This window comes from Bdellovibrio sp. (assembly GCF_036384735.1).
GTDB lineage: Bacteria > Bdellovibrionota > Bdellovibrionia > Bdellovibrionales > Bdellovibrionaceae > Bdellovibrio.
Genome location: NZ_DASVLT010000012.1, coordinates 1 through 21242, shown reverse-complemented (window position 1 = coordinate 21242; position 21242 = coordinate 1). Strand labels below are relative to the sequence as shown.

At 43.6% G+C, this 21242-nt stretch carries 23 protein-coding genes and 1 pseudogene; 4 read left to right on the top strand and 20 right to left on the bottom strand.

Annotated features, from left to right (window positions below):
- Positions 1 to 242 precede the first annotated feature (242 nt).
- Positions 243 to 1760, top strand: a complete 1518-nt coding sequence (locus VF412_RS04420; protein ID WP_331338000.1) for a hypothetical protein — start codon at positions 243 to 245, stop codon at positions 1758 to 1760.
- Here VF412_RS04420 and VF412_RS04415 read toward each other — a convergent pair.
- Both VF412_RS04415 and VF412_RS04410 read right to left on the bottom strand, forming a co-directional pair.
- The gene (locus tag VF412_RS04415; protein ID WP_331337999.1) at positions 1757 to 3058 is read right to left on the bottom strand and encodes a hypothetical protein; all 1302 of its coding nucleotides are present in this window, start codon (positions 3056 to 3058) and stop codon (positions 1757 to 1759) included. The two genes, VF412_RS04420 and VF412_RS04415, sit on opposite strands and share 4 nt — an antisense overlap.
- A 50-nt stretch (positions 3059 to 3108) precedes the next feature.
- A complete protein-coding gene (locus tag VF412_RS04410) occupies positions 3109 to 3786 on the bottom strand; it encodes a PilZ domain-containing protein (RefSeq protein ID WP_331337998.1) in 678 nt (225 codons plus the stop codon).
- Positions 3787 to 3887: 101 nt separating this feature from the next.
- Here VF412_RS04410 and VF412_RS04405 point away from each other — a divergent pair, with 101 nt between their 5' ends.
- Positions 3888 to 4478 carry an NAD(P)H-dependent oxidoreductase gene (locus VF412_RS04405; RefSeq protein ID WP_331337997.1) on the top strand — a complete coding sequence of 197 codons (591 nt, stop codon included), beginning with the start codon at positions 3888 to 3890 and terminating at the stop codon, positions 4476 to 4478.
- Here VF412_RS04405 and VF412_RS04400 read toward each other — a convergent pair.
- Positions 4447 to 4593 carry a hypothetical protein gene (locus tag VF412_RS04400; protein WP_331337996.1) on the bottom strand — a complete coding sequence of 49 codons (147 nt, stop codon included), beginning with the start codon at positions 4591 to 4593 and terminating at the stop codon, positions 4447 to 4449. The two genes, VF412_RS04405 and VF412_RS04400, sit on opposite strands and share 32 nt — an antisense overlap.
- Positions 4594 to 4806: 213 nt before the next feature.
- Here VF412_RS04400 and VF412_RS04395 point away from each other — a divergent pair, with 213 nt between their 5' ends.
- Complete coding sequence (locus tag VF412_RS04395; protein WP_331337995.1) at positions 4807 to 6672, top strand: potassium transporter Kup; 1866 nt, start codon at positions 4807 to 4809, stop codon at positions 6670 to 6672.
- Here VF412_RS04395 and VF412_RS04390 read toward each other — a convergent pair.
- Complete coding sequence (locus VF412_RS04390; RefSeq protein WP_331337994.1) at positions 6669 to 7844, bottom strand: patatin-like phospholipase family protein; 1176 nt, start codon at positions 7842 to 7844, stop codon at positions 6669 to 6671. The genes VF412_RS04395 and VF412_RS04390 overlap by 4 nt on opposite strands.
- 145 nt (positions 7845 to 7989) lie before the next feature.
- Entirely contained in the window at positions 7990 to 8292 is a 303-nt protein-coding gene (locus VF412_RS04385; protein WP_331337993.1) for a hypothetical protein, read from the bottom strand.
- 431 nt (positions 8293 to 8723) lie between these two features.
- Here VF412_RS04385 and VF412_RS04380 point away from each other — a divergent pair, with 431 nt between their 5' ends.
- Entirely contained in the window at positions 8724 to 9713 is a 990-nt protein-coding gene (locus VF412_RS04380; RefSeq protein ID WP_331337992.1) for a hypothetical protein, read from the top strand.
- 92 nt (positions 9714 to 9805) lie between these two features.
- Here the strand turns inward: VF412_RS04380 and VF412_RS04375 are convergent, their stop codons facing one another.
- From VF412_RS04375 to VF412_RS04305, 15 genes and pseudogenes are all read right to left on the bottom strand, one after another.
- Positions 9806 to 10261 (bottom strand): glyoxalase superfamily protein, encoded by a 456-nt coding sequence (locus VF412_RS04375; protein ID WP_331337991.1) that lies wholly within the window; start codon positions 10259 to 10261, stop codon positions 9806 to 9808.
- A gap of 169 nt (positions 10262 to 10430) precedes the next feature.
- Positions 10431 to 11015, bottom strand: coding sequence for a M23 family metallopeptidase (locus tag VF412_RS04370; RefSeq protein WP_331337990.1), 585 nt, complete (start codon positions 11013 to 11015; stop codon positions 10431 to 10433).
- A gap of 266 nt (positions 11016 to 11281) precedes the next feature.
- Positions 11282 to 12529: a serine hydroxymethyltransferase gene (gene glyA, locus VF412_RS04365; protein WP_331337989.1), complete on the bottom strand. Its 1248-nt coding sequence runs from the start codon at positions 12527 to 12529 to the stop codon at positions 11282 to 11284.
- Positions 12530 to 12692: 163 nt separating this feature from the next.
- The gene (locus VF412_RS04360; RefSeq protein ID WP_331337988.1) at positions 12693 to 13163 is read right to left on the bottom strand and encodes an RpiB/LacA/LacB family sugar-phosphate isomerase; all 471 of its coding nucleotides are present in this window, start codon (positions 13161 to 13163) and stop codon (positions 12693 to 12695) included.
- A gap of 84 nt (positions 13164 to 13247) precedes the next feature.
- Positions 13248 to 14519, bottom strand: a complete 1272-nt coding sequence (gene fabF, locus VF412_RS04355) for a beta-ketoacyl-ACP synthase II (RefSeq protein ID WP_331337987.1) — start codon at positions 14517 to 14519, stop codon at positions 13248 to 13250.
- 6 nt (positions 14520 to 14525) lie between these two features.
- On the bottom strand, positions 14526 to 14762 hold the full coding sequence (gene acpP, locus VF412_RS04350) for an acyl carrier protein (protein ID WP_088614628.1): 237 nt from the start codon (positions 14760 to 14762) through the stop codon (positions 14526 to 14528).
- A gap of 175 nt (positions 14763 to 14937) precedes the next feature.
- Complete coding sequence (fabG, locus tag VF412_RS04345; protein WP_331337986.1) at positions 14938 to 15687, bottom strand: 3-oxoacyl-[acyl-carrier-protein] reductase; 750 nt, start codon at positions 15685 to 15687, stop codon at positions 14938 to 14940.
- A 140-nt stretch (positions 15688 to 15827) separates the two neighbouring features.
- Positions 15828 to 16802 carry an ACP S-malonyltransferase gene (gene fabD, locus VF412_RS04340; RefSeq protein ID WP_331337985.1) on the bottom strand — a complete coding sequence of 325 codons (975 nt, stop codon included), beginning with the start codon at positions 16800 to 16802 and terminating at the stop codon, positions 15828 to 15830.
- A gap of 3 nt (positions 16803 to 16805) precedes the next feature.
- The gene (locus VF412_RS04335; protein ID WP_331337984.1) at positions 16806 to 17801 is read right to left on the bottom strand and encodes a beta-ketoacyl-ACP synthase III; all 996 of its coding nucleotides are present in this window, start codon (positions 17799 to 17801) and stop codon (positions 16806 to 16808) included.
- A gap of 21 nt (positions 17802 to 17822) precedes the next feature.
- Positions 17823 to 18008 carry a 50S ribosomal protein L32 gene (gene rpmF, locus VF412_RS04330; protein ID WP_142696310.1) on the bottom strand — a complete coding sequence of 62 codons (186 nt, stop codon included), beginning with the start codon at positions 18006 to 18008 and terminating at the stop codon, positions 17823 to 17825.
- Between the two features lie 143 nt (positions 18009 to 18151).
- Positions 18152 to 18706, bottom strand: coding sequence for a DUF177 domain-containing protein (locus VF412_RS04325; protein ID WP_331337983.1), 555 nt, complete (start codon positions 18704 to 18706; stop codon positions 18152 to 18154).
- 87 nt (positions 18707 to 18793) lie between these two features.
- A complete protein-coding gene (locus VF412_RS04320) occupies positions 18794 to 19339 on the bottom strand; it encodes a YaeQ family protein (RefSeq protein ID WP_331337982.1) in 546 nt (181 codons plus the stop codon).
- Positions 19339 to 20268 carry an ABC transporter substrate-binding protein gene (locus VF412_RS04315; RefSeq protein ID WP_331337981.1) on the bottom strand — a complete coding sequence of 310 codons (930 nt, stop codon included), beginning with the start codon at positions 20266 to 20268 and terminating at the stop codon, positions 19339 to 19341. Before VF412_RS04315 ends, VF412_RS04320 begins: the two co-directional genes overlap by 1 nt.
- A complete protein-coding gene (locus tag VF412_RS04310) occupies positions 20265 to 21023 on the bottom strand; it encodes an ABC transporter permease (RefSeq protein WP_331337980.1) in 759 nt (252 codons plus the stop codon). Before VF412_RS04310 ends, VF412_RS04315 begins: the two co-directional genes overlap by 4 nt.
- Positions 21020 to 21242 (bottom strand): annotated as a pseudogene (locus VF412_RS04305) (ABC transporter ATP-binding protein); the annotation flags it as partial. The gene VF412_RS04310 and the pseudogene VF412_RS04305, both read right to left, overlap by 4 nt.

Genomic DNA, 21242 nt, shown 5'->3' with positions numbered 1-21242 from the left:
AAACGACTACTTTCTGAACAAAAAAATCCTGATTTCTAAAGGCCCGAGAAGTTTAATGATAAAGGACGATCATGGAAATTCTGCCGAAAAAAGTAAAAAAGTTCTTCGATGTCGGACCTTTTGCTAGAGTATAAGTGAGAATATATCCGAACGAAAAAGTTCAAAAAAAATTAATGTCTTCTTTCGGACCTTTTACAAAAAGTCTCTTTAGATTTTGCCTGAATCACCGTAACTTAAAGTCCATGACTAAAAAACAAATCACTAAAAGTCTTTTTGTCTTTGCTGCTTTTATGTTTTCTCAGCAGGCATTTTCCTCTGCCACTGTAGAATCTGAGTTTGAGCTAGTTCTTCCAAAGCAGTTCCAACAAAATCTAATCGAGGAAAAATGGAAGACGCTGATCAATCAGAAATTTCAAGCCAACTGGCAATTTCCGGATCAAACAATGCAGGCGCAAAATGGAGTGCAGGTTCAGTTGAGCGGAATCTCTCTGGCGGTTGCATCGCAAATGGAAAAGCCAGATCTAGGCACTTCTCAAACGCAGCTGCTTTTGCAAAGCAAATCGATGTCAGCGCAATTGACTATCGGGAGTATCTCGGTGGACCAATGGATTGAACAAACGGTGAGCGGTATCACAGGGCGTTTTCATCTTCAGGCTCAATGCTCTCATGTTGTCCTGAATATGAAGGCAGGGGCTGGAAACTTCTCTATTGCTTTAACGCCAGCGGTGGGGGCAAGTCAGGCCACTACGGATGTACAAGATGTGGCTCTGTCCTGGCAGCCGGATGCATGGGTCGCGCAAAGCTTTTCTTGCTCAGGAGCTGAGGGATTTTCTGATATCGTAAATCAACAAATTATTCAGATTTCCCAAGACTCGGCAAGTTTTGTGAATCCGAAGAAAGTATTGATCATTTCCTACATTAAACAATATTTGGGAGGCTGGACTTTCGACTTTTCAAAAGCTCGTGAATTGGTTAGTTCTCGAGCTGATATTAACATGAGCATGGTCGTTGATAGTTTTGATGATTCCAATCCCAATTTAGCAATTGCAAAGGGACGGGTGATCATCAATTTCACACGCTCTTCGCAATCAGGAACTAAGACCCTAAGTCTTGCGACAAGTGAACCCACTTATAGTTCTACGGGAACAAATGCGTTGATTCGCTTGCCAGCTTCTTTTGCAAAGGAAGTGATGACTCAAGCGTATTCAGCGAACTCATGGGTGCATCAGTTCTATTCAACCCAAGTATCGGGTTTCTCGACAATTATGAATTCTCGTTTCGTGCAATTCTTTGTTTGGCCTGAGTTGATGAACTATTCCAAGTCGAGCAAGTTCTTGTTTAATGTCTATTCTAATAAGGACCCGAAAATCACAGGCTCTGGATTGCAATATCAAGTGAGCATGAATTTGCTCTCGCAAATGCAGGCGCCACAAAATAACAGCTATATTCCTTTTATGAACTTTGTCGTACCGTTCTCAAGCAAAGTGGCTATTGGAGTGGCATCAAGTAAAGCCAATGTGACATTTACTAATACGGGCTTGGATCTGCAATATCAGTGGGACCCTTCGTATGTCAGTAAGTACGATCCGTCACAGCGTTTCGGTTCTTCAACAATTCAAGGTAAAATTTTGAGCGCGATTTCAGGTCAATCTTTCAGCTTTGCATTGCCGTCAATTCCGTTGATGGAAGGTGTAACTTTGAAAATTAACAAGGCTTCGACATTGGCGAATTCGGATTTGCTCTTGCAGCTTGCCCCTTAAAAAGAGCGGCTTAACGTTAGTAGATAAGAATCATTTTTTGAATATAAACCCAGCGGGTTTTCACTGCTACCAGTGATGAAATCCGCTGTTAAGTTTAAAGTCCACGCATCAAAAAATCTTCTTCCCACGGAAACCTCTTCAAAGTGACTGGAATGAATGGTGTCGTAAAGACCTAAAACGGAAGCATTCCAAACTTCTTTCCAAGTAAGGCGTCCTCCGGCCATCCAGGCCCTGCGGAAAATTTCAGTGATGGAAATATTCGAATCATTTTGCCTTTGGGTATCAAGAAAAGAATATTGAAGAATTCCGATAAATGTTCCATCTGTAAAGTTGAAGGTTTTTTCCAGCCCCAAAACACTTTCATGAACCCAGCCTGGCAGATTGGTATAATCACCGTAATCGGATGTGTAAGTCGTTTCGTATTTAAATAGAAAATCCCATTGATGACTAACCAATGAAAATCCACCTTCTCGAACGCGATAGTTCTTGGTGTTTAAAGTGACATCGGGGTCCACTTGAATGACTGTTTTAGGGGAAACTTGAACGATATTGCCCGTCACTTGCGGCTCGATAATTGGGTAGGGGGCGGCACCATCATAGCCATAAAGGCTTAGGTCGAAAATTGAAATGGTTTTTTGCATGCGCAAAGCAAAGTTATTATCTAAAGCATTATTTAAACTCTCGTTGGTTCCATAGTGATATCGAAGATTTGCCGGCAGCAATAAAACCAAATTATTTTGCGGTACCTGAGGGACAAAAACTTCTCGTGGCAGCCAGCGGCTGTCTGTTCCGGGTAGAATGGCCTCGCGAGCGCGCGGAATATAAAGAAAATCATAGTCGAACCACTTAAGAGATTCCGAAATCATTAACGAAGGCACCCCTAATTTTTTTGAGCGGATAGGGTCGAAGATCTGCTTCGTGTTGACCATGTCGGCAGGATTGTAGCCGTCGGTGACTCCCCAGGTGACGATGTTGTAGCCCAGTTGAATGTTTAAGACATCCTTCTGAAATTTGATGTAAGCCTCTGAAGGTTCAAAGAAATATTTTTCATTGTCGGATTTATTATCGGGGTTGGCGACAAAGACAGGCTTAAAATAAAAACGCCAATGATCGCCCGATTTCCATTTTAGCAAAGGATCTATTTCCAACTTAAAAAGACTGTCATTGGTTTCATCGCCATAACTTTGCGGAAAGTATTGCTCGCCCATTTGTAGATCGGCTCCGAAATTCCATTCGGATTCAGCCTTTGCAGAGGCAAGAAATGATAAAGTCACAAAAATAAAAAGGGCGATTTTCATCGCCCTAGTTTAGACATAATACTTAAGTCCGTCTTCATGAATCTTAACATTTACACAGTCGCAAATTTATTAACGTATTCGATGATTGAGCTTTTGAATTCTTCAGTAAGACCGACAAAGCGAAGGCCGGCATAACCATCGGCTCCCACATAGACCACTTCGCACACGCTGTCTATCGTAACATAAAGATTCGGACTTGTAAGCGTTCCATTGAAGCGATCACCGATTTGCAAATTTTGGGCGTCGTTCACACCAAGCCCACCTTCGCTGATAGAAATCACACGACAAGAAAAAGAGCCTTTTGCTCCTTCGCATTGAAGAGTTCCTACAATAGGGACACGGGGGTGAGATCTGCGGCTGATTCCAAGATCATCGACGACTTTTTGAAAGGAGAAAATCTCTTTCCAGCCTGAATTGCCAAAACTTAAATCCACGTTCGAGAAATCCTGGAGGTTTTTTAAGTAAGCTAAGAGATCCGTGTACTTCATCGGCGATTTTTCATTGAGGTCAATGCGGATCTTCCAAAGAAGTTGTGGATCTGGCTCTGATCGGAATGAAGAAGACTCTTTAAGTGCCGAATGCCATTTCGCTTGAGTCATCCATTCGGCGTGGCCGCGGCCCCAGATTTGAGCATTCGGAAGATTTGCGACCTTCGAGTCAACTTCGTCTTGATCAAAGGGACCTGTAACTTGGCCTTCGTTGAGAATAAACCAGATCTTTAAGTTCACAAACGTACTCCGAAGATGTTATCAATGTTCTACTCCGGCAACGCTGGAGTGTAATTAGATTAGATCGAATTGTACGTGGCTTTGTCCAGGGGAATTAGAAAATGAAATACATCATCGCAGGCACAGATCGTCCGGGTTCAAACACTTTGAAGGTGGCAAAATATATTCAAGGTCTTTACAGGGATCAAGGTGAAGCCGTTGAGATCATCGATCTTGTTGAAGTAAAACCGCATCTTCACACAGGCCCTCACTATGGTAAGGATGAGCCTGCGTTGAAACCTGTCCTTGAGAAGATCATGCACAGTGAAGGTCTGATTGTTGTTTGCCCCGAGTACAATGGTTCCATGCCGGGCGTTTTGAAGTACTTCATTGATCACTTGAAATTCCCAGAGTCTTTCGAATACAGACCCGTTTGTTTTGTGGGATTGAGCGCGGGAATGTTCGGTGGTCTTCGTCCTGTTGAACATCTTCAACAGATTTTTGGATATCGTAATGCCTTCATCTTCCCAGAGCGCGTATTTATCATGGCATCACACAAAGCCCTCGATGCTCAGGGCCAGATCTCTGACGACATGATAAAAGGTCTTTTAACTCAACAAGTGAAAAACTTCCGTCGATTCACAGAAGCTTTGTCATTTGCAAAACTGGATGCGAATTCATTTATGGAGTCGAAGAAGCATCCACAGCCGTAGGAACGCGGTTGTCAGCTACAATTCTTGAATTCAGGCGACCTTCAAAGTAGGCAAGTCCTAGCAAAATGAGGGTCGCAAGAAGCCATTTCGAATGGAAAAAAGCGGAACGAAACATAGGTTTACACTCCTAGTCACTGACCTTATTTTCCCTCAGTGCTGAAAACAAATGCAACTGAACATACTGTAATGTGGGTTATTGCGTCATAGACTGAGGACGAATAGCTGACATTTGAGATCAGTTTTTCTAAACTTAAGTCTTGAGCTAAATTTGAAGCGGAGTTGAAACATAGAACAATCATCGAGTCATGGCAGCAATACAAATTTATGGATGCTCTCTTTGGGAGCGTTGGGAGTGGTATTCGGAGATATCGGTACCAGCCCGCTGTACGCTATGCGCGAATGTTTTGGTGAGTACGGTATTGCGGCTTCTCCAGAAAATGTTCTTGGAATTCTCTCACTTATTTTCTGGACACTTTTCCTTGTTATTTGCGTAAAGTACATGGCCTTCGTCATGCGCGCAGACAATAAAGGCGAAGGTGGAATTCTTTCTTTGATGGCTTTGGCTGTACGAAGTCAGCATATTAAAGACGTCACTCATCGCCGCTGGATCATGACGATCTTAGGTTTGTTTGGTGCAGCTCTTCTTTATGGTGACGGCGTTATCACGCCGGCAATCTCGGTTCTGTCGGCGATGGAAGGATTGACAATCGTTGCTCCGAACTTTGATCCGTTCATTATTCCAATCACAATCTTTGTGATGAATGCTTTGTTCTTGATGCAAAAATATGGAACAGGTCGCATTGGTGTAATCTTCGGGCCAATTCTTTTTATCTGGTTTCTGACTTTAGGTGTTTTGGGTATTCACGGAATTACTTTAAATCCTGGTATTGCGGAGGCGTTATTGCCTCATCACGCGATTCAATTCTTCTTAAATAATGGTTTGCATGGATTCCTTGTTTTGGGATCTGTATTTCTGGTTGTGACGGGTGGCGAAGCTCTTTATGCAGATATGGGTCACTTTGGTAAACGTCCGATTCGTTTAGCGTGGTTCTTTGTGGCATTACCAGCGTTGGTTTTAAACTACTTCGGTCAGGGGGCGTTGTTGCTTACATCGCCGGATGCTGTTTCGAATCCATTCTATTTGCTTGCGCCGAAATGGGCTGTGTTGCCGATGGTTATTCTTTCGACGATGGCGACCGTTATCGCATCGCAAGCATTGATCTCGGGTGTATTCTCTATCACTCGTCAAGCGATTCAATTGGGCTTCTGTCCGCGTATTTCGATCATCCATACCTCCAGTCAAGAGATTGGTCAGATTTATATTCCAGCTGTGAACTGGGCTTTATTCATTGGTGTGATCTGGTTGGTTCTGACGTTTAGAACCTCCAGCAATTTGGCTGCGGCTTACGGTATCGCTGTAACTGGGACGATGGTCATCACGACAATTCTTGCTTACGAGGTCGCTCGTCAGAAATGGAATTGGAGTTTTTTAAAAGCCGCTGGAATTTTTGGTGTGTTCTTGGTGATGGATATGGCCTTCTTCTCGGCGAACATTCATAAAATTCCTCATGGTGGTTGGGTGCCTCTTGTTATTGGTGCATTGATTTATTTATTGATGACGACTTGGCAGAAAGGTCGTCAGGTCCTGTTCCGCCGCTTGAAAGAGCGCTCGATGCCAGTCGAGGAATTTTGTCAGAAGATTTTGCGTGAACCGCCCATACGTGTTCCAGGGACAGCTATTTATATGTCCGGTGATCCTTGGGGTGTTCCAGTTCCATTGTTGCATAACCTAAAACACAACAGAGTTCTCCATCAGCGTGTTGCTGTGTTAACAATTCAAACACGCGAAGTACCGTTTGTGACTAAGAAAGATCGGATTTCGATTCAAGAAGTCATTCCAAACTTCTATCGCATTCTTGCTTATTACGGATTTATGGAAACGCCGAAGATGAAACACATCCTCGAGGCGTGTCGTCAACGTGATATCAATTTCAATGTGAACGAAACCACATTCGTCTTGGGACGCGAGACAATCATCGCTGTGCCGGGTGCTCCGCGCCCAGGGGAGCCGGGAATGTCTCATTGGCGCGAACGTTTGTTTGCAGTGATGTCTAAAAATGCGCAACGTCCAACAGCGTTTTTCCGTATTCCTCCCAATCAAGTGATTGAAGTAGGTATTCAAGTCGAAATCTAAGGTTTGATTTCCTGTTGGCCGGTGATCAAAGTGTTTTCGTCAGTAAAGAATCGAACGATCTGTTCTTTCTGTCTCATAGCATCCTCAAAACCGAGTTCTTGAAGATGCTGACAGTAAGTTTTTTCAAATAAAAGAAAACTTGTGATTTCGCTGGCCTCTTCCAAAGACCCTAAACCACGCAAAAGATAACGAATCATTCGCGGTAGATCGCCGGATTTGTTTGCGGCAATTTCCGACAGATCTCTTGAGGGCGCAATCCAAAGAGCATCAACGATTCTGACTGAAAGTTTTTTCCTTTCAGTCTCAATAATATTTTTCATATCTCTGTTAATGCGCTCGATACGCTCGATATCTAACTCGATCCCATCCATCATGACGGCATGTAAAAGTACACTGACAATACGGGCCACGGTTGGAGCTTCCTCTAACGGGTTATTTTTTTGCGAATTGCAGGGATCTGATTTGCAGCGAACACCAATGGCTAAAATTCGATCACAGCCTAGAAAAATAGCTGGCGCACAAGGGCTTAGATTGCGAATGCTGCCGTCACCAAAATATCCATAAGGATCCACCTCCACGGGGGGAAATAAAATAGGAATAGCCGCGGACGCCATAAGGTGATCAACAGTGATTTTTGCGCTGACGCTTTTTCTGCGAACTCGATTCCAAGAGGGAGTATCTTTTATTCCTTGAACAAAGGTTGTTGAGTTCGCATTTAAATAGTCAAGAGCTGTGATAGCAAGGGCTTGCATTTCTCCCGTATCAATTTTTTTCTGAATGCGGCTGAAGTCCACATGCTTTTCGATTAGTTTTCGCAAGGGCGCTGTATCAAGAAGTGACTTCCCAGGAGTGGATTTTTTTATTCCCCCCATGGATAAATCCAACAACCAATGAATTCCGGTGCCAGTTAATGAAACAGGATTGCTAACAAACACATCCTCACTTTCAATGTTGGACCACAGATCTAAAAGACGTTTGCATGCCAGGCTGAAGTTACCATCATGGGAAGTGATGACACTGGTGTTCACAGCGCCGGCACTAACGCCTGAGTATATTTGAAATGGGTTTTTAATTTTGAGTTCAGAGCATATATCACCGATAGCAGCCAAGGCGCCAGCCTGATAAGCGGCACGAGCGCCACCTCCTGAAAGAACAAGACCTAGAGTCTGCATGTTGATTCTCCTTCTTGAAAATGTTCTCAACTGGAGAGATAATGTTTTCAAGTACAGAGCGCTATAATCTTCTACAGATTATGGATTCCACTGAAGGAAACAAATGACTCTGTAAAAGGGAGCCTATGGCTCCCTTCTTTTTTGTTTATGGCGACGGGGAGATTGATTTTCTTTTTTCCTTCTCGCGAGCACGTTCCAAACGAAGCTCCTCATCTAATAATTCAGATAATAAAGTCCGACGAGCTTTTACAAGACTGTCGATTTTGGTGAGATATGTCGCCAAATGATGAAAGAGCTTTTCTGTTTCCACATCGATCTCGAGCCGACCTTCTTCTTCTTTAATTTCTTCCGTCAGGCGGTCGACAATAAAAAGTGCTGCGTTCAAAGAGACACCGACGTCATGGAGAAAATCTCGTTCTTGATAAACGGGGCCATTTTGGTGCGTCATGCAACTACTCCCGGTTGTTCCCAATTTTTCGCGAAATTGATTTACTGAATTCTGTTTTTTTATTTGCTACTGACATTATGCGAGAGGCTGTGAAACCCCTCAATATGTAGGGTTACAACGTGTGATTGAAAATTCTTCTAAGCGAATTTGAGGAGATCTCGATGGGTTTATTTCCATGTGACGCAGTGCTTTCTTTTTAAGCAGCAACAGCTGTTAATTTGCGAATTAATTTAAGAATTCGTCAAGAATTGGTGTTGAAACGGGACTAAAGTTCTGGCACCTTACTTGCTCATTACGCCTTGTGGATCCATTTTGGGACCATTTAGAGCGGTGTTTGTGAAGTAAGTACTTTATATCGCAAACAACTTATTAATTACGAAATTAAAAGTGTTTTTTAAAGAAACAAATAACCATTTACGAAAGGGAAAACAGTGAAAAAACAAATTCTTGTATCACTGGTTTTGGCGGGGTCCTTGGTAGCTTCTTTTGCGCATGCGGAAGAACAAAAAGATCAAAGCCAAACGGCAAACTCATCATCAGTTAAAATTACTGATGTTCAGAAAAAAGACGAGCAAGTTGGCGATATCGACAACGAAATCACAAATGCAAAAATGCGCGCTGACTCTGGCGCAAAATCAAAATGGTCAATCAAAGGTGACATCACTTATAACGGTGGATCTCTTGAAATTCCATTCGGTCCAATCCGTCCAAACTACGCAGGTGTTGCTGGTTCTGACACCAACACTACAATCAGCGGTACATTGGCTGCAGCCTACCGTCTAACTATGCGTGACACTCTTCGCTTCGGTGCAGGTGTGAACATCAATACTCCGTTCCAAAACTCGACTTCAGATTTGACGAACTCAAACGGTTCACGCAAATCTTCAGTTAATACTCCATACGTTTCTTGGGGTCGTGCTTTCAAAGCATGGGGCATCCAACAAAGTCTTGATGCTGAAGTAGATTACTACACAATCCCAGCGTACGTTGATAATTACAAAATGCAGTCTGCCGCATCTGCAAGCTGGACGGGTATCTTTGATATCGCAAACTCTAACTGGCAGCCAGGCTTGAGCTTGAGCTTGAGCAACGTATTCTATAAAGATGGCGAAAACGCTTTTGATACAGCTTCTAATCCAGAAGATGGTCGTTCTGATTACTCTATTGGCTTGTTCCCATTCGTAGAGTACGCATTCAACGACACATTGTCTTTCAGAACTGTCTTCCGCTTCTTGACGTTCGACCACTATCGTGACGATGCTAAATCTACATTCTACCATGAAATGTGGACTCAATCAGTTGGTATTGGTATCTCTGTGACTCGTGATATCTACTTGTATCCAAACTTCCAATTCGCTCCAGAGTACATGAGAGCGGATACTACAAACGTAGGTCTTTCTACTTCATTCAGCGTATTCTAATCGCTGTTCGGAAAAGACTTTACGAAAAAGGCAGCCCTTTAACAGGCTGCCTTTTTTTTATTCTGACACGAATTCCGCAAATTCCGGTTAAGTTATTTCTGCTGACGAGATTCCCGGAATTTTACGATCTTGCTTTGTAAGCGCTTAAAGGCTTCGAGATCCCTCGGTTTAGACCAGTCATTTCCTACCAAGGCTAAATCGCGATCGTCCTTTTTAAGACCTAGCGAGCGCAAATAATCCTCATCACCTACAAAGTAATCCTTTTGATAAGGTACAATGATCCCATTGATTTCCTCAGCGTGACGGCGAGCCTCTTCATAAGAGCGATACCAGTGCATTGTGCTGGGGCCTGATCCTCGATTTAAAAATAGCTCTGTCTCCTCAAGGTTCTTTTTTAGATCTCGCCAATTTGCAAATCCATTCAGCGATGCGATTTTATTTAAAGCATCCTTCAGCTTGAGATCTTTGTTTTGCTCCAAAGCAGATTTATGAAAACGTTTGGCGCGTTTTTTCAGTTCATCGACACGGGACGGGGGATTTTTAGACATAAAAACTCCTCATACGACTTTCTACCGCGTGAGAGTCAAAAGAGTTTTCTGATTCAATAAGAAAAAGGCAGAGTGACAAAGTCTTTGGCGGTGAAGGTGTTCTCTGCAAAACCTTCTTGCCTAAGAATACAAAATAAAAACGGCCACGTCAATGTGGCCTGATTGTGCTTTAAATGCCGGCTGTTGCCGTGTGAGGAAGAAGTGGGAGTGGATCCACGGGACCTCTGTTATGACGGATCTCAAAGTGCAAGTGAACGCCTGTGGCACGACCTGTGCGACCCATGGCTCCGATCACTTCACCTTTGCGAACCTTTTGGCCTTCAGAGATCAAAATTTTATCGAAGTGAGCATAAAGAGTCGCCCAACCTTCGCCGGATTCAATCAAAACCATTTTACCGTAACCACGGAATTCGCGTCCCGCATAGATCACTGTTCCTGCCTGAGCTGCTAAGATCGGCGTCCCCTTAGGAGCTGCCAAATCAATACCCAAGTGAGGGCGGCGCTTCTTAGGTAAAAAACCACGAGTCATGCGGGCACTGTCTACTGGCCAGTCGAAATTCACATCTTGAATGATTGGTAAAGGCTGATCCGAAGCTGCCGTGCGAGCTTGAACCACTTTCTTTTCAGTTGTTGGGGCGCCTGCCTGGAAATTTCCCTCAGAAAGAGAAGATCTATAAGTGGCACAAGAGATCAAAGATCCTGTGATTAACATGCATCCTGCTGTCGTAACGAGCTGCTTCCATCCTGGTGTCATATCTCTACTATAGACCATAAGAGGCCGAATCCAAAGCATATTTTCCTCGAAACTTACATGGTTTTCATATTTCTGCGCGAACTTTCAAGGCACAGAAATACGATACCTTTATCGGTCAAGCCCAGAGCGGATTTAAGGAATTTTTCAGTCTTAATTTACGGATGCGATTTTATGAAATCTGACGAAAAAATGTTCTGCAATGAGAATAAAAAAGCCGCGAAACGAGCCTGTAGGGCGGATTTCACGGCCATAATCGAGCTAAGAGTCTAGTAAATAGGGAAGTGCTTGCAGAGCGCTTTTACTTCTTCGTGCACTCTATTTTTTAAGGTCGCATCTTCCGGATTGTTCAGGACTTGAGAAATCCATTTTGCAATTTGCTTCATTTCAGAAGCACCCATTCCACGAGTTGTTAAAGCTGGTGTGCCGATGCGAACGCCACTTGTTACGAATGGCGAACGTTTTTCATTTGGCACAGTGTTTTTATTTACTGTGATCCCTGCTTCATCCAAAGAAGTCTCAGCCAGTTTTCCTGTGATCTCGCGATCGCTCAAATCAACCAAAATCAAGTGATTGTCGGTGCCACCAGTCACAAGTTTAAATCCTAGAGATATCATTTCCTCGGCCAATGCTTTCGCATTTTGTATCACTTGTTCGCTGTATTTTTTGAATTCAGGTTTTAAAGCTTCGCCGAAAGCAACAGCTTTACCAGCGATAACGTGTTCAAGAGGTCCACCTTGAATGCCAGGGAAGATTCTTGAGTTCATCACTTTTGCTTTTTCTTCAGAGTTCGTAAGAATCATACCACCCCGAGGACCACGCAAAGTCTTATGCGTCGTTGTTGTCACATAGTCAGCATATTGAGCCGGGGATGGATGGTGTCCAGTCGCTACAAGACCTGCAAAGTGCGCCATATCTACAAGTAATTGTGCGCCTACTTCATCTGCGATCTCGCGGAATTTTGCAAAATCCAAAGTTCTCGGATAAGCACTGTAGCCAGCGATGATAAGTTTAGGTTGAACCTCTTTTGCAGTAGCGCGAATTGTATCATAATTCAAACGACCCGATTCTGGATCTAGTTTGTAAGAAGCTGCCTTAAAAAGAAGACCGCTAAAATTCACAGGTGATCCGTGAGTTAAGTGACCACCATGAGATAAATCCATGCCTAAGATTGTATCGCCCGCTTTGCATGCCGCCAGGTAGACGCCCATATTAGCTTGTGAGCCTGAATGTGGTTGGACATTGGCATAATTCATTCCGAAAAGTTTTTTTGCGCGTTCGATCGCCATAGATTCAATGGTATCGACATTCACACAGCCGCCATAATAGCGTTTGCCTGGGTACCCTTCGGCATACTTGTTTGTCAGAATAGAGCCCTGAGCTTCCATAACAGCTTTCGAGGTGTAGTTTTCCGAAGCGATCATTTCTAGACCGAACTGTTGACGTTCAGATTCTTTTTGAATCGCGTTTAAAACTTCAGGATCTACTTGAGCTAATGACAAAGACGTTGAATTCATGGGTTACCTCTTAGTGGAAAAGTATCCCTTGAATAATTGCGAATTAAAAGTCTCAACAACCCGTGTTGCTGTCAGCAATAAGTTTAGATTTTATTCTAAGTCTATGAGGACGTTATTATTTATGTCTCGATCGTTGGGGACTCTTAAGAAGGACCACCACTAATTAACAAGGATTTGAAAGCTTATCGACACGGCGCTGGTGACGGCCGCCTTCAAACTTCGTTGCGAAGAATTCACGAACCATTTTTTCCGCCAAGTCAGGAGCTGTAAAGCGAGCGCTTAAAACCAAAATGTTCGCATTATTATGTTCACGAGAAAGGCGAGCAATGTCTTCATTCCAGCAAAGCGCCGCACGCACCTGTGGGTAACGATTTGCGCGAATAGCCATGCCTTGACCAGAACCACAGATCAAAAGCCCCATGGCAGGCCCTTTAAGAGGATCTACGATGTTGTTCTTTTTATTTTCAAGTTCAACAGCAGTGATCTCTTTGCAGACTTTGTCGGCATAGTCAGGATAATCCACAGAATCAGGAGAGAATGTGCCTTGGTCTTTCCATTGAATATCGGGAAATGCCGCCATCACTTTAAGTTTCAAATCCAAACCTGCATGATCGCAACCAATGTAGACAAGCATTCTAAAATCCTGTTGTGTGGATCAAAGACAAGTTGTCTTCGATCTTTGATAAAGAACTACTTCCACGACGCCGACTTTGTCGGTTTAGGGATTGTATTTCGAGAAGATCATACAAGCATTGGTTCCACCGAAACCAAAGCTGTTATTTAGGACGTGATTCAATTTTCCTTCACGAGCTTTGTGTGGAACATAATCAAGATCGCAATCTTCACTTGGATTATCAAGGTTGATCGTAGGTGGAACTTTTTGATCACGAAGTGCCATCACACAGAAAGCAGATTCGATCGCACCAGCAGCACCCAAAGCGTGTCCCGTCATGGATTTCGTGCTAGAAACCCAAACTTTCTTCGCATGATCGCCCATAAGTTTTTTGATCGCAAAAGACTCTAGACCGTCACCAACTGGCGTACTAGTTCCATGAGCATTCACGTAATTGATATCTGAAGGAGCAATACCTGCATCTTTCACCGCCATTTGCATAGCTGCATAACCACCAGCACCTTCAGGTGCCGGAGATGTCATGTGATAAGCATCTGACGAAACGCCGTAACCCGTGATTTCGCAAAGGATGTTTGCACCACGTTTTTCTGCATGTTCTAAAGATTCGATCACAAGAACGGCCGCGCCTTCTCCAAGAACAAAACCATCACGGTCTTTATCCCAAGGACGGCTGGCTTTTTCAGGAGCGTCGTTGCGAGTAGAAAGGGCCTTCATCGCCGCAAATCCACCAACTGCAAGACCGCACACTGTACTTTCCGCACCACCAGCCAACATTACGTCAGCCACGCCATCACGGATGTATCTAACAGCATCACCGATAGAGTGAACGCCAGAAGCACAAGCAGATGTCACAGAGTAGTTTGGACCTTTCAAACCAAGAGCAATTGAAACCTGACCTGCAGCCAAGTTTGTGATCACGCTTGGAATAAAGAAAGGACTGATACGACCAGGTCCTTTCTCTTTCATTTTGATGGAGGTTTCTTGGATTGTATCCAATCCGCCGATACCTACACCAATGATAACTCCCGTGGTTTCTCTTTCCTTTTCAGAAAGTTCCAATTTCGCCATCTCTACCGCCATTTTTGAAGCGGCGATAGAGTAGTGAATGAACTCGTCCATCTTCTTTTGCTCTTTCTTTTCGATGTAAAGATCAGGATTGAAACCCTTCACTTCACCAGCAAAAGTGACATCAAAGCCCGTTGTATCAAACTTTGTGATCTTGGCGATGCCAGATTGACCACGAAGAGCGGCTGCCCAGCTTTCCTCGATATTATTACCAAGGGGAGTGACTGCGCCTACGCCTGTTACAACAACTCTTTTTTGTGTCTTAGATGGACGTTCAAATCGGGAGTTCATAAAAAACTACGCTTTTCCTTTTTTCTCAAGGTAAGAAGCTACGTCTTGAACTGTTTTAAGCTTTTCAGCATCTTCATCAGGGATTTCAAGATCGAATTCTTCTTCCATTGCCATTACAAGCTCAACGATATCAAGGCTGTCTGCACCTAGATCGTCGATGAAAGAAGCTTCTGGCTTCACTTTCTCTGGATCTACGCCAAGTTGTTCAACGATGATGTCTTTTACTTTTGGATGCAATGCCATTTAATCCTCCTCAGGTACATTCATTCCTAAATTAATAAATTTAAAGTCCAGTTCTTACTGCTTTCGCTTTAATTCAAAAGCAGATCTTGTTCCTTTTATGAATGCGAATTTTTTAAATTCTCATTCGGAAATCCCTTCGCATTCACCTGTTACCGGTTGTTTGCGAGTGGTGGAACTATTCCATGAACATGCCACCGTTCACGCTCAAAGTTTGTCCAGTGATGTATTTCGATTCATCACTGAGCAAAAATCTTACCGCTTGCGCAACGTCAGTTCCTTCGCCAATTTTTCCAAGAGGAACTTTCTCAAGAATTTTTGCTTTCACTTCCTCTGGCAAAACTTCGGTCATTTCTGTCGCGATATAACCAGGTGCTACGTTGTTCACGCGCACATTGCGAGAAGCAAGCTCAAGAGCCACAGATTTCGCAAACGCCACAGTTCCTGCTTTCGAAGCTGCATAGTTCGCTTGGCCTGCGTTACCAGTTTGTCCAATAACTGAAGTGATATTAACGATAGAGCCTTTGCGCGCTTTCATCATGGGCTTCGTGAAAGCTTTTGTGACTAGGAACGTGCCACGAAGATTTGTGGCGATAACGTTGTCGAAGTCTTCGGCTTTCATGCGCAAAAGAAGTTGGTCTTTCGTGATGCCAGCATTGTTCACAACACCGTCTACTTCAGGCCATTTTTCAAGAATGTGCTCAACAGCTTCATTCACAGATTGTTCGTTAGCAACATCCATCTTGATGTAGAAATGTCCGTCGCCCTTTAATGTGTGAGCAACTTGTTGGGCGGCTTCTTCACGAGATGAAAAAGTAAATGCCACTTGAGCGCCTTCGTCAGCTAAAAGCTTTACGATGGCAGCGCCGATTCCACGGCTTCCGCCTGTCACGACGATTTTCTTTCCTTGAAGCGAGTTTCCACTCATTCGTGCATTCCTTTAACCAAACTATTTCTAAAACCAACAAAACATTAAAACCAGAAATAGACTGAATACTCCGGCGAAGCTGGAGTGTAAGCCAGCCAGGCTCAGACTGTGACCGAACTCTGAATAAAGCTCAAGAAAAATTAATGACTCGAAGCTTTCAAAAATTCCTCAATCATTTTGATATCTTCGATGCTCGAAGTTGTCATAACTTTGAAGAATTCAGAATCAATCTTCTTTAGAAGACCTTGAAGCACTTTGCCAGCGCCACATTCGATGATTTGTGAGTGGCCCGCAGCTTTTAAAGTTTCCATGCTTTGTGTCCAACGAACGGGTGCTGAAACTTGACGGATCAAATTCTCGCGAAGAACAGCACCTTCAGTTTCAAACTGAGCGTGGAAATTTTGAACGATAGGAAATGCGGCCTTCTTGAATTCCATGGCAGTCAACACTTCACGCATTTTTTCCTCTGCAGGTTTCATCATCTCGCAGTGGAAAGGGGCTGATACAGTCAATGGAATCAATTTCGCGCGCTTTGGAGCTTCAGCCCAGATCAATTCTGGTTTGAAATTATCTTTCAACCAATCAATGGCTTTTTGTGAACCACTGATAACGATTTGGCCTGGAGAGTTAAAGTTCGCAGGCGATAAAGGACCCACGCCCGAATTTTTAACAACATAGTGACAAAGAGTTTCAACTTGATCCGGTTCCAACCCAAGAACTGCAACCATTCCACCTTGTCCCACTGGAACCGCAGATTGCATGGCTTGTCCACGAGTGCGAACGGCACGCATAGATTGATCAAAGCGAACAACATCTGCTGCGACTAGAGCTGCATATTCACCGATAGAGTGACCAGCGGCTGACTGAACTTTGACGCTAAATTCATTGCGAAGAACTCGCTGAGTTGCCGTTGATACCAACAACAGAGCGGGCTGAGTGTTTTCAGTCAAAGCAAGTTCCGCTTCAGTTCCTTCGAAGCAAAGCTTTTTCATGTCTTGCTTTAAAGCTTCAGAGGCTTCTTCGAAAGTCTCCTGTGCGATTTTGAAGTTATTAAACAAAAAACGGCCCATGCCAGGTTGCTGGCTACCTTGTCCTGGAAATACAAGTGTGAACATGTTTTAGTACCTCAATAGAATTGAACCAGAAGTCAGACCTGCACCGAAAGCGGTTAGCAGAATACTTTGACCTCGTTTGATTTTTCCATTTTTAACGGCCCAGTCAAAGGCCAAAGGAATAGAGGCAGCAGATGTGTTACCAGTTTCTTGAAGGTACACAATCACGCGCTCCATTGGGAAATCAAATTGATCAGCCACGGCTTCAATGATGCGCTTATTGGCTTGATGAGGAATGATCCAATCAATTTGCTCAGGAGAAACATTGTTCTGCGCAAGGGCCTCTTTGCAGCAAAGAGCCATTGTGCGAACGGCGTTCTTAAAGATCTCACGACCTCTCATTTGAACGAATTGAAGATTATTATCGATGACTTCTTTTGATTGCGGCATAATGCTTCCGCCACCAGGAACTGTTAATAGTTCCGCAAGATCGCCATCGGCATGAAGGTGAGTACTCGCGATAATGTTTGTGTCATTGGCTTCCGCACGAGATACAACCCATGCGCCAGCTCCATCACCAAACAGGATGCAAGTTTCGCGATCTTTGTAGTTTACAAAACGATGAAGAACTTCCGCGCCGACAACGAGGATATGTTTATACATTCCAGTGCGAATAAATTGGTCAGCGATAGAGACGCCATAAATGAATCCAGAACATGCGGCATTCAAATCGAATGACATCACGTTGCGGGCACCTAATTTACTTTGAAGATAGCAGGCAGTTGAAGGCATCTGACGATCACCAGTTACTGTGCCGACGATGATCATATCTAAATCTTCTGCTTTGAGATTTGCGTCTTGAAGTGCTCTTTGAGCGGCATGAAGGGCCAAATCAGAAGTTGACTGACCCTCGGCGGCCATATGACGGCGCTCGATCCCGGTGCGTTCGACAATCCACTGATCGCTCGTCTCTACCATTTTTTCGAGATCTTGGTTCGTGAGAACCTTCTCTGGTAAATAAGAGCCTATCCCTGCAACTCGAGATCGATGTAGTCCTGCCATGGATACCACCTAAATCTTAGATTATTTTGCTGCGCTGATTTGTTTGCCTTTGTAGTACAAGGCACCGTCAGCACCTTTAGAAGCGCGGTGAGGGCGAACAAGTTCACCAGTTTTTTTCTCAACAGCTACTGCAGGAGCAGACAAACCGTCGTGTGAACGGCGCATATCACGTTTTGAGCGAGATGTTTTCTTCTTAGGAGTTGGCATTTCTAACCTCTTTGTTACTTACACTTAAACTTGCGTTTAAGCAGGAATTCCAAATTAAATAGCGAAGAAATCGGGATTTTTAGAGCCTGAATTGTTCGCGTGAAGATCGGTAATCTATCTAAACCTCGATAAAAATCAAGAATTTAATTGATCTTTATATTCTTTAAAGCAGCAAATGGATTCTGCGGTTTTTCGACAGGCATTTCCTCGTCGTAGCTAAAACTGCGTCCTCGCACAGGAATTTCGCAAATAGAGCAATCTCCATCTTCATTCTCGGGGCCTGCCGGATTAAAAGGCGCAGCAAGAGCGACCACTTCGTGCAAGTATTCACCCATATCGAAATGTTGACCATCGTACTCGACGGATTCTGGGCCGTTGTCAGGTAAATCACTAACATGATTCACTTTTGAATACTTCCCACCGCGAGGTTGGCTCTGTTTGGGGATCAAAATTTCGTGGAATTTCTCGTTCACTGGGAATGCGAAATCGATCCCGCAACGAGAACACTGCTCTGGTAAAGTGGTTTTAATAACCCCAGTCAGCTCGAAATCGCGAGACGTGATGGGTTTAATAAAGAACTCTGTTTGATACTGAACTTTTCCAATAAGATCGGCAAGGACGGTTGAAATTTCACCTGTTTGGCTGTTCCAAGCAAATGATTTACCTTCTTCTGGAATGTCTAAAAGATTAATTTTCATAGATAGCTCCGAGCGAGGAATTCGTTCTATTAGATATGGGACGGCAGGTCAAGACCCAAATTATGAGGGCGCCTCTGGCAATAGGTTCTATTTAGCAATTTGATGACTATGAAGCTCTGTCGTGAAACTTAGCTCCCCTTGGGTGATCGTCAGTGCATTTTCATGTCGAAGCAGGCTCCAGCGATTGTCCCTTTGGATTTCGGCACCTAGGGCATCCAGAAACTTAGGATCGAGAGAAAAAACTTCGATGTCATCCGCTCGGAAGATATTCTGCCCTTGGCATTCACGCAAAAAATCGGACGGGTTTTTATAAGTATAAACTTTTACAGCCTTGGCTGTTTTTGCGGCCTTATGTAATTTCTTAGGATTCGTATTGCCGATCTCGATCCACAATGAAATGCCACCCGTAAGGTCTTGCACGCGCAAAGCGGGTGCCTCGGGATCATGCAGTCCTTCAGGTGAAAAATCCAGGCCCTCTTGTGCATTCAAGGCGTAAGCAATTACGCGGGTCAGAAGGTATTGCATGGATTCAGATGGGTGCTGGGCTACGCGAAAATCCAGGGCCTCGTAAACGCTGCGATCGACGTCGGATAGATCAATACGAAAACGATAAAGAGTGACCGATTGAGCCATCAGTAGGCCACTGTTTCAAATAAATCAGAAGACTTTAGTGAGCTTTTAATAAGTCCCAAATCTTTTAACTGAGAAACAAGTTCGTCCCAACGCTGTGCTGTCATTGAACCAAGTTTTGCACCTTTTGTTTCAATCAAAGGTTTTTGAATATCAGCGGCCGCTTTGAAGGTTTCAAGATTCAAACTTTTATTTAGTCCAGCCATATATTGGTTGGCTTGGCTGGGATCCTTCAAATAAGTCTGCCAACCTTTATCAATGGCTTTCAAAAGTTTCTTTACTATGTCGGGATGAGATTTCAGATTGTTCTCCGTTGTCGCAACAACAACGAGATAAGGATTAAAACCTTCATCTGCAATCAGGAAGTTCTTAACCTTGGCTCCAGCCTTTTCCGCACTTAACGGTTCTGTCGTCAGGAATCCTTGTTGGGAAAAGTTCTTATCAGATAGAAAGTTTGCAACACCACCAAGATATGGAACCACGTGCACTTTGGGCTTTCCGAGTTTCTTAACTAGATATTGGTAATAGGGAAGACCTGACTGAATCGAAAGAGTACCCTCAGATTCAAATACCTCTTTCAAGTTTTTGAAATTACGTTCAGCGTGAGTCATCACGATGTAGGGAGCTTTTTGATAAACGGCGAACAAGGCTTTCACCTTATTTTTACTATTGCGATCTTGAGATAAAATGATTTCATCGGCACTGACGACGGCAAAATCTACTTTGTCATTGGCAAGCATTTGCACTGTCGGTGTTCCTGAGCCACCGGGAAGAATTTCGACATCAAGATGTTGCTCCTTAAAATAGCCGCTCAATTGGGCTTGATAGAATCCGCCAAATTCAGGTTCGGGTTTCCAATTTAAAGCCAATGTTATTTTCGCAAAAGAATTTACGGAACATAATAAGGCGAAGCTAAAGATCAGTGATTTCATAGGTCCCCGGACGTCGTCATAAAAGGTCTTCGTAGCAAGATCAATCGATTCGTTAGATTTAGAAGGCCAATCAGGATAATTCCTAAAAGTGACAGTAAGAGTAAGGCTACAAAAACAATATCCACGCGCTGTTGAGTTCTTGCAGCGTCGATCATCGCTCCTAGGCCGCCTCCAGCGACAAATTCACCAGCGACACTTCCGATGATTGATAGACCGATCGCGACCTTTAATCCAGACAATATATACGGATAGGCATTGGGAAGTTTTAACTTCCATAATGTTTGAAAGCGTGTGGCTTGATAGATCTTAAAGAGATCGATTTGTTGTGGTGTCGCGCTTTCTAGGCCAGCCAATGTGTTTGCGATGATCGGGAATATCGAGACAATAAAGCTTGATGCAATCACCGTTGGAGAACCAAAACCAAAATAAATCACCAAAAGAGGTGCTATGGCGATAATAGGAACCGTTTGAAAGAACACGGCGAATGGCAAAATCGCACGCTTCAAAAGATCAGAAAGTGAAAATAAGAATGCAATTATATTCCCAATAACGATACTTAAAAAAAGTCCCGCTAAAGTATTGCGAAGAGTTTCCAGCAAAGCATTTTGAAAATCACTATGAAGTTCGAGCAACGTCTTTACAATTTGCGTAGGGGCGGGAATCAAGGTATCGACAACAAGGCCACTTTGAACGATAACTTCAAGACCCAGGACTAAAATAAGAAATGCAAAGACTGCTGGTGCAACTCTTTTCACTGGCGCAGCCTTTCGGAAAGTTGTCGAAGCAAAGAGTTAAACTCTTCTGATGTCTTAAGAACTTCTGTGCGAATGACCGGCAGCGATAGTTTCTGATCCAGAACAATTTTAGCTCCAGGTCCCTTTAACATAATAACTCGTTCAGCAAGATACAGTGCTTCACTCAAAGAATGAGTGACAAACACGACGGTCATTTTTTCTTTCAGCCACAATTCACGT